Below are 14,144 nucleotides of genomic sequence, written 5' to 3'. Positions count from 1 at the left end.
TTACAATTTATGTCACAAGAATCTCGCGTAAGGAAATCCTTGCTTAACGCGCGTGTCAATCTTATTTTTTATTTCCTGACTCTAGCATTATCTTTCTTTTCTCGAAAGATATTTCTTGATACGTTAGGAGCGGATTTTGTCGGATTGACAGGCACATTGCAAAATCTGTTAGGTTTCCTCAATCTGGCAGAATTGGGTATTGGCAGTGCTATTGGTTACGTACTTTATAAGCCGTTATTCGATCACGATGAAACAAAGATCAATGAGATTATTTCTGTATTTGGCTACTTATACCGTTGGATAGGAAAAATTATATTGATAGCCGGATGTATATTGGCTTGTTTTCTTCCGCTTATATTCCCCAATACAGAGTTTGATTTAGGACTTATTTTCTTTGCTTATTTTTCTTTTCTCGCTTCTTCTTTAATTGGTTACTTTGCTAACTATAAACAGACTTTGTTGGGAGCTGACCAGAAGAATTATGTAGTTACTGCTTATTTTCAGACGGCCACTATTATAAAAACAATCATTCAAATGGCTTTAGCCTATTATACAGGAAACTACTATTTGTGGGTGATTGTTGAACTCTCTTTTGGTATTATCTATTCCTTTATATTGAATTGGAAAATAAATCAGGTATATCCGTGGTTGAGATCAGAAGTCAGTCAGGGAAGGATTCTTTTTAAGAAGTATCCGGAGGTGATGAAATACACGAAGCAATTGTTTGTACATCAAATTGCAAACTTTGTGCAATTTCAATTATCACCATTTTTTGTTTACGCATTTACTTCATTACAAATCGTAACATATTATGGAAATTATACTTTAGTAATAGATAAATTGAGTTTGTTAATGAATAGCTTCTTAAACAGTACAAGTGCTGGGATTGGAAATCTTATTGCAGAAGGTAATAGGAAAAAGATAATTGAAGTTTTTTGGGAATTAACGTCTATTCGTTTTTGGTTTGCCGGATTAATTGTAATTCCTATTTTTTATTTAATGGATTCATTTATAATTATATGGTTAGGGGAACAGTATGTGCTTAGTAGGATAACTCTTTATCTAATCCTTTTTAATATTTTTATTAGATTGACACAAGGTACAATAGGACAATTTTTATATGGATATGGATTATTTCGTGATGTATGGTCCTCAATTATTCAAACAATTATATTTATTATAGTAGCAATTATAGGGGGATATTATTGGTCTTTAAACGGTATTATATTTGCAAATTGTTTTAGTTTAATTGTTATTTTATGTGGATGGAAACCTTACTATCTGTATAAGAAAGGATTTGACGCTTCTTTATTACAATATTGGATTAAATGGCTTAAGTGTTGTTTTCCTTTAATGATTGCATTTTTGGGCATTAGATCTGTAAGAATAGGACTAAGTGTTAACAATCCGAAGAGCATATTAGATTGGTCTCTTGACGGATTTATGATAGTAATAACTTATTCACTATTGTCAACAGTTGCCATGACTCTAATTTTTAAAGAATTTAGATTTTTTCTTTTCCGTATTTTAAAAATAAAAAAATAATGAAAGCTATTTTAATTTTGAAAGAAATAATATATTTGCTCTTCAATCGAATACCTCGGTATTTTGTTGGAAAGTATTTATTTCACAATTTAGTAAAAGTTCATTGGGGCAGAGGTTTAAATAATTTTGGTGATTGCCTATCTCCATATATATTGAAACACTATGGATTGATGCCAGTTTATGTTACATCTTATGTAAAATCAGATATAATTTTAGCAGGATCTATATTGCAATGGATTCCCAATAATTTTTCAGGGTATATTATCGGTACAGGCGGAGATGAAAAAAAATACGATTTTCCTAATGCTACAATTTTGGCAGTAAGAGGAAAGATGACTCTATCCAATTTGAAACAAAGAAAAGAAGATATTAGATTAGGAGATCCTGGAATTTTAATGCCTTTAATTTTTAATGAAGATGTTAACCGCATTTATCGTCTTGGGGTTATAGCTCATTTTGTTGATATGGATTCACCTAAATTGACCTTATGGCAACAAAAATTCAGTAATGATACTCTATTTATAAATGTTTTAAAAGATCCTAAAGATGTAATTACCAATATAAGAAAATGTGATGCAATTGCATCATCTTCATTGCATGGATTGATAATCGCTGATTCTTATGGCATACCCAATATCCGATTTGTTGATCGTAATACAATGCCAACAACTTTTTATGACTATAAGTTTAAAGATTATTATTCTTCTCTTGGGATTAATGAAGAGTTTATAGAAATAACAGGTTTGGAAGATGAGGACTTTTTAATTGCTAAAACGACATTAAAGCCCATTGAAAAAATTCGCGATATGCAAGAAAATCTTAACCGATTAATGTTGAAAGTAGCAGCAAAGTTTAATTGTTAGAAATTCACTTAAATAATAGAAATGCATATTCTTCAAATAGCTTCCGGTAATTTCTTTTCTACTTATGGAGGTGGGCAGGTTTATGTTAGAAATATTATTGATGAAATGAATAAGCAACAATGCTTGCTTACTATATTTTCTTTTCTCAATAATTCTATTGGCATAAGCAAGAAATCTTATAAGGCTATTGATTTGTATGAAATTGGCAATATAGAGAAAGAAGAACTACAACAATTGATACAAGCTATCCAACCTGATATCATTCATGCTCATAGTCAGAAAGCTTTAATGTGTACCATTGGACAGGCCTTACATATACCTGTTGTTGTAACGTCCCATCATGGTGGAATAGTTTGTCCTGCGGGAACATTGTTAAACTTCAAGGACGAAATTTGTAATGTTTCAGTATCTCATACAAACTGCCTGCCATGTGTATTACGGAATGTTCGGAGTGGGAAGTATTGGTATCCATTTATGAAACAGTTATCAATGGAGCAATATATTTCTTTAGGGGAGAAATTGCAGGCTAAGCCTTTTATCCCTTTTATTACTCCTATTGGACAGTCTGCGTTATATATAAATTGTAAACAAAAAGAATGGCAAAGCATTGTAGAAGGATGTACCCGCATGATAGCTCCTTGTCATGCGATTAAAGAAGCGATGATACGCAATGGGTTGGATGAAAAAAAGATTATAGTAATTCCACATGGTATTCCTCTACCTTCCAATGTCTCTTCTCTCTCTTCTATCGGAAATGAGTGTGTTAAGTTTTTCTATGTAGGACGTATTTGTTATGTAAAAGGTATTCATGTCTTGCTGCAAGCTTTTAACAGCTTGGCAGAAGGTAATGTGGAATTACATTTGATAGGTGGTGCGGGTAATAAGGGAGAACGCAGATATATGGCTCAATTACAGAGAAAATATAAAAAAGATTCCCGTATTATTTGGCATGGAAAAGTTGAACCAGAACAAGTGTTTGATGAGATAAAAAATCTGCATGTTTTAGTATTACCCTCTATTTGTTTAGAAATCTTTGGGTTAAATATCTCCGAAGCATTAGCTATGGGAAAATCTGTGTTAGCAACAAGATGCGGAGGTGCGGAAATGCAAATTGAAAATGGAGTGAACGGATGGTTGGTGGAGCCTAATGATGCGAAAGCCTTAAAAGCTAAGATGGAAGATATCATCAATGACGTTTCAATTATTCCTTCAATGGAGATGTCAGGAAGAAAAAGTGTAATATCTATTGAAGAACATTGCAAGACTTTAGTAAACTTATATAAAGAGAGTAAATTGTGAAAAAGAAGAAACTTCTCATTGATGTAAATTCCATAGTTCCTTATTATGTGTCAGGCAAGGTAAATGGCATAGGGCGTACTACATTGGAATTGCTACAAGCATTGGCAGATATAGATAATTTACCTTTTGAGATAGAATTGTATTCACAAAACATGAAAGGCATTGGTGGACGTAATACAGGATTACCTTTCAGTTATTCACATCTATATTTGCCGTATCGGGAGAAATGGAATAAGATACTATCAAAATTTCCAATACGTGAATGGTTTACCGGATATGATATAATGCACATACCTCATAACTTTGAATATGTACATCGTCCGGAAAAATGTATAGTAACGATTCATGATGCTATGTTTTTTTCTTATCCGGAAGATTTTTTAGGTCATGGCTATGCTCGTAAACATTATCCTTTGCTTGCACAAAAAAGTAAGGCTGTCATAACATGCAGTGAAAACTCCAAAAAAGAAATCGTGGAATATATGCATGTAGATGAAAACAAGGTTTATGTTTGTCCTTGGGGAGTTGATCATCAATTGTTCAGACCTCGAACGAATATATCTAATAAATATACACAAAATAGACCTTTCTTTTTATCTGTATCATGTGACATTGGACGTAAAAATACAATTTCAGTGTTGAGGGCTTATGAAATCTTCTTAAAACATCATCCTGAACATGATTTGATTCTAGTATGGAGAAACCCGCCTATGGATATTGTCGAAAGATTCAGTAAGGATGAAATGAAGAATAAAATTCATTTCATTTCAGACATTGAAAATAAAGAATTGGGTGAACTATATTCAAGTGCTAGCGCAACATTTTTTCCTTCTAAGTATGAAGGATTTGGATTACCGATATTAGAATCTATGGCGTCAGGAACTCCAGTTATTACTTGCCGTAACAGTTCCTTATCTGAAGTGGGGGGAGAAGCAGCTATCTATGTTTCTCCGGAAGATATACAATCTATGAGTGAATGGATGGAGCGATTTGAAAACAAATCTATAGATATTTTGTCATTAAAAGAATTAAGCACGGCACAAGCTTCCAATTTTACATGGGAGATATGTGCAAATAAAACATTGGAGGTATATAAACAATGTTTGGAATTGTAAAAGATGTAATTAGACTACTACGAATAGGAATAATTCGTATGATGGCTTCAGTGAGGTCCGATATATTTACAATTTTATCAGGTTCTAAAGTTTTGATTGTGGCTCCTCATCCTGATGATGAAATAATCGGTTGTGCCGGATTGATGCAGTCTTTGTTAAAAGCGGGTAAAGAAGTTCATATAGTAATACTTACAGGTGGTGAAGGCTCCCATAAGGGATGTTGTTCCAAATCAAATTCAGAACTAATAGAAGCTCGTAGAGATTTGGCTGCTAAAGCAAACAAACAAATAGGAATTACTAAAGAAAACCTCTATTTTTTGCATTATCAAGATGGAAACATCCATTATGAGTATCAGGAAACAGAAAAATTGGCTGATTTAATAAAAGGTGTTCAACCTAATTCAATTTTTGTTCCTCATAAGGGAGAGGGATGGAATGATCATTTACAAGTTAGAAATATGATACAAAAGCTAATAAAGAATAACAGTGATATTCGACTTTATGAATACTGTGTGTGGTTTTGGTATTATAACACTTGGAATATAGATTGGAAGAATGCTTTTACCCTTTCTATGACAAAAGCAGAGCATTTGCTAAAGAACCAAGCTATTGATACATATATATTACCTAAAGCTCCTTGTGGAAATCCGTGGAGTGGTGTATTACCGAAAGTTTTTATTAAAGCTGCCCGTTGGAATAAAGAACTATATTTCAGGATAAGATGAGAATGAAGAAGACATCTAATAGTGCCATAATTATAGGTGATTCCACCAATAATACATTAAGTATTGTCCGTAGTTTGGGTGAGGCTAATATCGAACAGACTTTAATCCTTAAATGTGATGAAGATGTTTGTTTTGTAGCTGAAAGCAAGTACCTTAAAAACAGTTCTGTATATCGTATAACTGTGATTGAAGATTGCATGCCGATATTAGAACAATTGAAGAAAGATACGGGCAAAAAAAGATATTTGATTTGTAGCTTTGACGAAGCGGCGGTTTTCATTGATGAAAATGAGCCTATACTAGCTTCTTTCTTTTATACGCCAGCACGAGGGAAACAGATTGGGGATTTATTTAATAAAGATAAGCAATGTAAGCTTGCGAATGAATGCGGATTAGTTGTTCCTAAATCACAAAATTTTCATAGAACAGAACATCTTGATGATTTGGTATTGGATTATCCCATTTTGCTGAAACCTTTAAATAGTACCAAAGGTGAGAAAAGTGACATTCATATTTGCAACAATAAAATAGAGATGGAGAAAGCTCTGTTGGCGGAGAGTCATTGTTCTGATTTTATTTTGCAAGAGTTTATAGAAAAAGAATATGAAATAGATTGTATTGGAGTAAGAACTGAAAGAGAAATGTATTTGGCAGGAGGAATAAGAAAAATTAGACATTATCCTGAATTAATAGGAGCGGGTGCGTATGGCTTGTTCCAACCTATTAAAGAATATGATATTAATATTTCAGGCGTAGAGAAATTCTTAGAACGAGCTAATTATTATGGTCCTTTTAGTGTGGAATTCCTTCATAAAGGAAATAAAAACTATTTCATGGAAATAAATTTCAGGAATGAAGGTCTAGCTTATGCTGCAACAGCTTCTGGAGCCAACCTTCATGCTTTGTATGTAAATCCGGATATGGAGATTGATAGAAAACAAATCCGTAAGGTGTATATGATGAATTATTCCATTGATTTTCTTTATGTTAAGAATGGAGCGTTATCACTGTCGACGTGGATCCGTGATTTATTGAGGACACGTTGTTTCATAAATATTAATTTAAAAGATCTGAATCCTACAATTTGTTATTATAGAAACAAAATAAGAACGAAAATTCAGGCTTTTAGGGAACGTCGGTAGATATTAATATTACATGGATTCTATCCGCAAAATATGTTAAAATACAACGCTTGCTATATTTTCTTGCTATATTCGCACAATAGTTTATCTAAAGACTAAGTGATGGCAACAATACAGATTAAAAATATAGGTCCGATTACTGATACAGGGATAATACCTTTGACTTCAGTTATGTTAGTGATTGGTAAACAAAGTTCCGGTAAAAGTACATTTCTGAAGATTTTATGTTTTTGTAGATGGATGGAAAAACTGATTATGGTATCTGATGAAGAAGCTATATCTCAATATACACATAATCTGAAATTCCTGAAAAGCATGAAACAGTTTCATCGGTTTAATGACTCTTATTTTTCATCTGCAAGTTCTATCCGTTATGAAGGCGATACAATCACAATCACGATGGAGAATATTCTCAGTGATGTGAAGATTCTGCGGAAACCGGAGTTTGAAACAGTCAGGTATAATACTAAACTAAGTTTCATTCCTTCGGAACGTAATTTGGTGTCTGTAATTAGAAATATAGATCAATCGTATCGGTCTGCGGAAAGTGATGTGCTGTTCAATTATATTTTTGAATGGGGGGAAGCGAAAGATTCCTATACGGCAGAACATCCTAAGCGATTGTCGTTTACAGACAATATAGAATATATCAATGATGGTGGAAACGATTTGGTCCGACTGATTAATGAGAATAAGATGATACCGGCTTATTATGCTTCCAGTGGCGTGCAGTCTGCCATGCCGTTAGATGTAATGGTTGATTATTTCACCGGTCTTGTGGGTAAAAATGCAAGTGTCAGTAAACACGACTTGGCAAACACATTGGCAAGGTATTTGGGCAAAGATAAGGAACTGACTAATGAAATGCTTAAAAGCATATCAAATAAGATGAAATATCAGTCGGTTCAATTATTTATTGAAGAACCGGAGCAGAATCTTTATCCGGATTCGCAGAGGAATCTTACTATCAATCTGGTTTGTGCTTTGAAACAGGCCATGCCTAAAGGTAGGGGAGATAGTATGTTGGTTATGACTACACACAGCCCTTATATACTTTCCACTTTGAATGTTCTTATAGCCGAGGCGTATGCGATGGACGCGAAGCCAAAGTCTGACAAATTGCGGAATATAGTAAATAAAGAGTGTCTATTCCCTTTATCTGCTTATTCTGCCTATTATATTCAGGAAGATGGCAAGTTTGCGGATATTATAGACAAGGATATTACGATGATTAGCGGAAATGAATTGGACGGGGTTTCCGATTGGGTGGATGACAAGATAGCTCGGATAAATGCAGTGCTTTATGGCGAAGATTAAAATGAAGCAACATGCCAACACTTATGAGGTACTGACTAATGCCGGTTTTACTCCCTCGCAACCTTTGCAATACCGTAAAGTTTTAGCTACATCTGAACAAGGACGTAAATATACGCTTGAAGTATCAAATAATCAAAAAACGACTTTGTTTAATGTGGATGGTTATATCATTACGAAAGGACAGAAATGCGATAAACTGATTCTGGTCGATAAAAATGAAGAAGGTGATGATGAAACCTGGAACGAAATATTTGTTGAATTGAAAGGGAAAGATGTTTCTCATGCGATAGACCAAATACGTGAGACCTTAAAAAATCCTTTGTTTGCTCATCCGAGTAATAAAATTATAAAAGCAAGAATTGTAGCGGCTTCCTTTCCTGCTAATAAGTCAAATCCTATTATGGAAAAAGCAAAAAAAGAATTTGCAGCGTCTCCCTATTTTTGCGAATTACGGGGAATGAAGAACGGTCAAAAAGATAAAATATAACTTCATATAATAATCTTATTTTTTTAGGATAGCGTTCCTGCATTTAATTATTCATCTTCTGTGAAAATTTTAATAACTATACCGTGCCTTCTTACCGGAGGCACGGAGATACAAACACTGAATCTTGTGCGTGCATTAGTACAAGGAGGACATCAGGTTATAGTAGCCTGTTACTTTGAATATACTCTGGCAATGGTACAATGCTATCAGGATAATGGTAGCAAAGTAATTTGTTTAAGCCCGGATGGTACACGAATAGGAGGCTGGAAAGGTATCCTGTTTTTATTTAAGGGCCTAAGGGAAGTCTTAAAAAATGAGAGACCGGATATTGCCCATGTACAATATATGGCTCCGGGAGCTATCCCCATTTTTCTTTTACGGTTGTTGGGCATGAAGAATATTATTGCCACCACACATACGGCAGCAGATATTTATCCAAATCTTCGTTTGATACACTTTGTTCAGAAGTACTGTGTGCGTGTGTTCACCTGTATCACTATGCGTGCGGAAAAGTCTTTTTTCGGGAGTGCAGAACTCTATAACTCAAGCACAATATTGAAAAAACGAAATCATTTCACCATTTACAATGCCTTGCCACCTTATATTCATATTCGCGAGGAACAGAAACCTTTTTCTGACGGACAAATCACATTAGGAGTAGTTAGCCGTTTGGAACGGATTAAAGGGATGGATTTGGTTGTCCCCGCATTTGCCAAATTGAAAAAACAATATACGGACATTCGGCTATTAGTGGTGGGGGACGGTTCGCAAAGGAGTATAATGCAAGAGCAGGCGATAGAACTGGGAGTGAATGATAGTGTTGAATGGATGGGACGACAGGAACAGTCTTGTCTGCAATCATTGTATGACCGGATTGATATTCTCTTAATGCCATCACGTAGTGAGGGATTTGGACTGACTGCTATTGAAGGTATGGCTCGCGGTTGCGTGGTAGTGGCTTCAGATACCGGAGGATTGCCGGAAGTTGTAAAAGATGGAGAAACAGGACTTTTGCATCAGGTAGAAGATGTCGAAGATATGACTGCCAAAATACAATCCTTATTGGAAAGCAGGATGAGGACTATCCAGCTTTCCCGAAATTCAGTTTCGTATGTATCACAATTCAGTTTTGCGAAATATGCCACGGCATTTTGTAACTTATACGAACGTATAAAACATATAAATTGATTTATCCGGATGTATCTATTGAATTATTTTTATTTCATTATTATCACAGGCTTTGGCATTAAGTTTCTGTTTCAGCGTGCAGGAAAAGTGCGCCACCCTTTAAATAAGGAGCAAATGCTTAGTTTCGATGGTCCGGAGTTGTTTTGGACGTTAACTTTCTCTACCGGCTTGTTAGCGCTTTCTGCTCCGGGAGCACTCGACTTGATGGCTATCCGGCTTTTAGTACTTGAAAGCCTTTGTTTGATAGGTTTGTTTGTGGTGAAACGGAAACCGGTATGGAGTGCGGTGAGTATTTTCTATTTGCTTTATATCGCTTGGTTACTGATAGGACTTTCTTATTCTCCTGCTCCTTCCTATGGCTTCCGGATTATTCTGAAATATCTGTACCCATTGTGTATTATGCTGTTTGCTTCGGCTGTGGTACGTGACGGGGAAGTGTTTCTAAAAGCAGGATTGTATGCTCGATGGGTAGCGGTAGTTTGCCTTATTTTTGCTGTGGTTCCAGGAATAGGTATTCTCGTACCCGGTGTGTTCTGGTATAGTACCGCTAGTGCTATTCACTTCATTTCTATGTGTATATTTTCGTTGGCTCTTTTTTACCATAGTGGACATAAGAAGATCAATTTCTATTTAGCTATATTATTTATGATTCCATGTATACTATGGGTATTTCGTACAAGTATTATGGGAACTACATTGGCTTTGATGGTCTTTTTCTTTTTTCGGTATAAACTGAAGTCTATACCTGTCATTGTTGGCTGTCTGTTTTTATTCATTATTACAATTTTCTTTATTCCAAGTATCAAAGAAAAGATGTTTTATAAAAATGATAATAAAAGTATCCAAACACTACGAAGTGGAGAGATTAGTATAGATGATATAAATAGTAATGGACGTTTTGCTATGTGGGAGTGGTCATTGAATAAGTTTTATCAGAATAGAGAGTTGTACGGAACAGGGACCGGAAATTTGCAAGAGACATTTTATGCATTAAGACATCCGTTTGGTACTATTAGAATATGTCATAATGATTATGTACAGATCTTATGTGATAATGGGATAATAGGAATTGCTCTTTTTGGGGGGAGTTTTTTGTTTCTGATTTTCCATTGTTTTAGCGTTTATCAAGATAAACGTTATGGAATAGCCGTGCATATCTGCGCTATTACAGCAGGAGCTTCTTCTGCCGGAACATTATTGACTATGTATACAGATAATGTGATTAATTATACAATGGCTACACTTTCTTATCCTTGCGGCTTTTATGGAATGATGTTGGGATTGATTGTAGGTACTAAAATGAAAAAAGATGTTGTTTAATACTCCTCAATATTTATTGTTTCTCCTAGTGATATTAGTTATGCTGTGGATAACTAATAAGTGGGCGGGGTTACTTTTTAGAAATACCTTGCTCTTAGTAGCATCCTATTATTTTTATGCCAATTTACATATAGGATTTGTTGGATTATTAGTTTATATCACTTTAGTTAATTATTTTGGGGGAATATGGATTATTAGTGAGCAGAAAAGAGGATCAAGTGGTAAAAAAGCAGTTGCAGTCAGTATTTTGCTATCATTATTGGTTTTGATTTTTTTCAAATATGCTTATTTCTTTAATGATTCTATTTTATTGCCGATAGGACTGTCTTTTTTCACTTTTCAAGCCCTGTCATATAGCATTGATATTTATCGTGGAAAAATAAAACCTGAAACTAGTTTTATTAATGTGGCATTATTTGTTGCATTTTTTCCCAACATTACTTTCCGGTCCTATCGAAAGGGCAAGGAATCTGTTACCACAATTGCGAGAGAGGCTATTATTTAATGAAGATAATATTATAGCAGGAGCAAAATTATTTATATGGGGACTTTTCAAGAAAGTTGTTATTGCAGACAGACTTGCAGAATATGTGAATATGATTTACGGTAATCCGGAGGCTCATACTGGAAGTACGCTAGCTATAACTGCTGTTTTTTACAGTTTTCAGATTTATGCTGATTTCAGTGGTTATGCCGATATGGCAATTGGTTCAGGTCGGATGATGGGGATTAAATTGATGGAGAACTTTAATCTTCCTTATTGCGTCAATTCTTTTAAAGAATTTTGGAGAAGATGGCATATTTCTTTAACCTCTTGGTTTACCGAGTATGTATATATATCGATGGGAGGAAATCGCGTCAATAAAGCACGTTGGATCTTAAATATTTCTACGGTCTTTCTTTTAAGCGGAGTTTGGCATGGAGCTACCTATTCTTTCATTTTATGGGGAATGATTCATGCGTTACTCTATTTATTGGAGTATTATTGTGGTCCTAAACGTCCGAATATTATTTACCATTTGTATGTATTTATAATGATAACATTTGCCTGGATATTCTTCCGTATAGAAGATAGTGGTACTGCTTGGAATACGGTTGTGCATATCTGTACAAATTTAATCTCTCCTTTTTATTGGGGAAGTTCTATGTTTACTACTATGTTGACTATGGCTCTATTGCTTATTTTTATTTTGCGGGAGTATTTGTCTTATAAAGAAATAGGTAAGGAGAAGAGCAATTATGAAGTTATAATTCTATTATTGAGTATTGCTCTGTTTGGGGTAAGTAGTGAACAATTTGTTTATTTCCAATTTTGATACAAATGAAGAAAATTCTATTATGTTTTTGGTATATAATAGCGTTTATTGCTGTTGATAGGGGGTTGGGAATATTTATAAATGAAGGTTTGAATCGCTATTTTGGTCTCAATCAACATTCGGAAGTGCTGTTGATAGGGCATTCACATCTAATGTTAGCCACTGATAAAGCAAAATTAGAAACTGCATTGAATTGTAGAATTTCAAAATATTGCAGGGAAGGTGTTAATGTAGCTGACCGTTACCAGATGGTGAAACAATATCTTGAATCCCTTTATAGTGATTCTTTGAAAATAGTACTTTATGGCGTTGACCAGTTTATGTTTACAGGAACAGGATTAAGTAGCAATTCCTATAAATTATTTTATCCTTTTATGGACGAAAAAAATATTGATCAATATATTTATGATAATACAGACCGATACGATTATTGGCTACACAAGTTGTTTTGCTTCCACTCGCTATTCTGATGCACTTCTTAATAGTTCGATAAGGGGATGGCGGCATGATTGGAGTAATTATAAAAGTGGATTCTTAAAGGTAGAGGATTTGAGAGAACAGATAACGAAAGGGCAACAAAGGCATATAGCTTTTGAACCGGAATTGATGGAAACTTTTGAACGAACTTTGCAACTATTGGTTGAAAAAAATATAAAAGTGATATTGGTGAATACTCCTATTGCGAATTTATTAAATCAATATGAACCAGAACAATATGAAAAGATAATAAACTATTTCCATGATAAAGCGAAGAGTTCTCCTTTTATTTATTATTGGGATATGAATCCGGAGTATTCAGAGCGATATGAATTATTCTTTGATCCTATCCATTTAAATCCTCAAGGTCAAAAAGTGGCTAGTGACAAAATTATAGAATTGTTTGAATGTGATTTATGATATCAGTAGTAATACCTCTTTATAATAAAGAAAAACAAATAGTAAATACACTACATTCTGTATTGCGGCAGACTTTCCAAAATTTTGAAATTGTAGTAGTAGATGATGGTAGTACAGATAACAGTGTACAGGAAGTAGAGAAAGTGAACGATATTCGTATTCGAATTGTTCATCAAAAGAATGCAGGAGTCTCTGCTGCTCGTAATAAGGGGATTGAAGAAGCACGATATGATTTAATCGCTTTCCTTGATGCGGATGATAAATGGGATCAAGAGTACTTGCAAACTCAGTATGGATTATATGAAAAATATTCAGATTGCAGTGTTTATGCTTGTAATTATGTATTTCAGGACGTTAGTGGAATAATGAAAAATACGATAATTCGTAAGTTACCTTTTCAGGAAGAAGAAGGAATCTTGACTAATTATTTTGAAGTGGTAAGTTGCTCGCATTCTCCAATATGGACTTCTGCAATAATGGTTAAGAAAGAAGCTATACAGGCCATAGGCGGCTTTCCTGTCGGTATAAAATCTGGAGAGGATTTGCTGACTTGGGCGCGATTGGCAATTCACAATAAAATAGCTTATTCCAAACGCCCTTTAGCCTATTATATTGAAACGGCTTCAGATACAGATGTTAGTAAAATAAAAATGAGGTCAGGAGGGGAAAAATATATATTGAATGAACTGTTACGTTTATATGCTGATATGAAAGAAGGAAGCTTTAAACAACAGTTTAAGGCATTCATTATAAAATGGTATAAAATTTACGCAGTGACTTTAATTGAAGTAGAGAAAGGACATCAGGCTATTAGCGTTGCATTCCATGCTGTTGTATTTGGAGGAACATTGAAGTCCTTTTTTCCTATAGTCTGTTTAGGTTTATTGCCCAATAAACTTTCTCTTTATTTGTTTTATAAATTAAGATAAT

15 protein-coding genes are annotated in these 14,144 nt (G+C 34.4%); all 15 read left to right on the top strand.

The genetic code is table 11. The annotated features are described in order from the left end of the window. The first annotated feature begins 9 nt into the window (after positions 1–9). The 15 genes from BACFIN_RS10205 to BACFIN_RS10255 all read left to right on the top strand — a co-directional run bounded on the left by BACFIN_RS10205 (position 10) and on the right by BACFIN_RS10255 (position 14,143). Positions 10–1,545: a lipopolysaccharide biosynthesis protein gene (locus tag BACFIN_RS10205; protein WP_007753119.1), complete on the top strand. Its 1,536-nt coding sequence runs from the start codon at positions 10–12 to the stop codon at positions 1,543–1,545. Continuing rightward, on the top strand, positions 1,545–2,408 hold the full coding sequence (locus BACFIN_RS10210) for a polysaccharide pyruvyl transferase family protein (protein ID WP_007753117.1): 864 nt from the start codon (positions 1,545–1,547) through the stop codon (positions 2,406–2,408). Before BACFIN_RS10205 ends, BACFIN_RS10210 begins: the two co-directional genes overlap by 1 nt. A 21-nt stretch (positions 2,409–2,429) precedes the next feature. Beyond that, entirely contained in the window at positions 2,430–3,707 is a 1,278-nt protein-coding gene (locus tag BACFIN_RS10215; RefSeq protein ID WP_007753108.1) for a glycosyltransferase, read from the top strand. Further along, positions 3,704–4,822 (top strand): glycosyltransferase family 4 protein, encoded by a 1,119-nt coding sequence (locus BACFIN_RS10220; RefSeq protein ID WP_007753106.1) that lies wholly within the window; start codon positions 3,704–3,706, stop codon positions 4,820–4,822. Before BACFIN_RS10215 ends, BACFIN_RS10220 begins: the two co-directional genes overlap by 4 nt. Next, entirely contained in the window at positions 4,807–5,547 is a 741-nt protein-coding gene (locus BACFIN_RS10225; RefSeq protein WP_007753103.1) for a PIG-L deacetylase family protein, read from the top strand. Before BACFIN_RS10220 ends, BACFIN_RS10225 begins: the two co-directional genes overlap by 16 nt. Positions 5,548–5,549: 2 nt before the next feature. Continuing rightward, positions 5,550–6,689: an ATP-grasp domain-containing protein gene (locus BACFIN_RS10230; RefSeq protein WP_007759963.1), complete on the top strand. Its 1,140-nt coding sequence runs from the start codon at positions 5,550–5,552 to the stop codon at positions 6,687–6,689. Positions 6,690–6,929: 240 nt separating this feature from the next. Beyond that, positions 6,930–8,006 (top strand): ATP-binding protein, encoded by a 1,077-nt coding sequence (locus BACFIN_RS10235; RefSeq protein ID WP_230325626.1) that lies wholly within the window; start codon positions 6,930–6,932, stop codon positions 8,004–8,006. Further along, a complete protein-coding gene (locus BACFIN_RS10240) occupies positions 7,993–8,493 on the top strand; it encodes a hypothetical protein (RefSeq protein ID WP_007753096.1) in 501 nt (166 codons plus the stop codon). The genes BACFIN_RS10235 and BACFIN_RS10240 overlap by 14 nt, the downstream gene beginning before the upstream one ends. A gap of 60 nt (positions 8,494–8,553) precedes the next feature. After that, positions 8,554–9,681, top strand: a complete 1,128-nt coding sequence (locus tag BACFIN_RS10245; protein ID WP_007753094.1) for a glycosyltransferase family 4 protein — start codon at positions 8,554–8,556, stop codon at positions 9,679–9,681. Between the two features lie 9 nt (positions 9,682–9,690). Beyond that, positions 9,691–11,001, top strand: a complete 1,311-nt coding sequence (locus BACFIN_RS10250) for an O-antigen ligase family protein (protein ID WP_007753090.1) — start codon at positions 9,691–9,693, stop codon at positions 10,999–11,001. Further along, positions 10,991–11,506: an MBOAT family O-acyltransferase gene (locus tag BACFIN_RS23310; RefSeq protein ID WP_007753089.1), complete on the top strand. Its 516-nt coding sequence runs from the start codon at positions 10,991–10,993 to the stop codon at positions 11,504–11,506. The genes BACFIN_RS10250 and BACFIN_RS23310 overlap by 11 nt, the downstream gene beginning before the upstream one ends. Then, the gene (locus tag BACFIN_RS20760; protein ID WP_232281652.1) at positions 11,406–12,317 is read left to right on the top strand and encodes an MBOAT family O-acyltransferase; all 912 of its coding nucleotides are present in this window, start codon (positions 11,406–11,408) and stop codon (positions 12,315–12,317) included. The genes BACFIN_RS23310 and BACFIN_RS20760 overlap by 101 nt, the downstream gene beginning before the upstream one ends. A 5-nt stretch (positions 12,318–12,322) precedes the next feature. Next, positions 12,323–12,787: a hypothetical protein gene (locus BACFIN_RS23305; protein WP_007753079.1), complete on the top strand. Its 465-nt coding sequence runs from the start codon at positions 12,323–12,325 to the stop codon at positions 12,785–12,787. A 79-nt stretch (positions 12,788–12,866) separates the two neighbouring features. Next, on the top strand, positions 12,867–13,214 hold the full coding sequence (locus BACFIN_RS23300) for an SGNH/GDSL hydrolase family protein (RefSeq protein ID WP_007753077.1): 348 nt from the start codon (positions 12,867–12,869) through the stop codon (positions 13,212–13,214). Beyond that, the gene (locus tag BACFIN_RS10255; protein WP_007753074.1) at positions 13,211–14,143 is read left to right on the top strand and encodes a glycosyltransferase family 2 protein; all 933 of its coding nucleotides are present in this window, start codon (positions 13,211–13,213) and stop codon (positions 14,141–14,143) included. Before BACFIN_RS23300 ends, BACFIN_RS10255 begins: the two co-directional genes overlap by 4 nt. Position 14,144: the final 1 nt, after the last annotated feature.

It is taken from the genome of Bacteroides finegoldii DSM 17565 (genome assembly GCF_000156195.1).
GTDB lineage: Bacteria > Bacteroidota > Bacteroidia > Bacteroidales > Bacteroidaceae > Bacteroides > Bacteroides finegoldii.
This window is presented reverse-complemented; position numbering and strand designations above follow the sequence as displayed.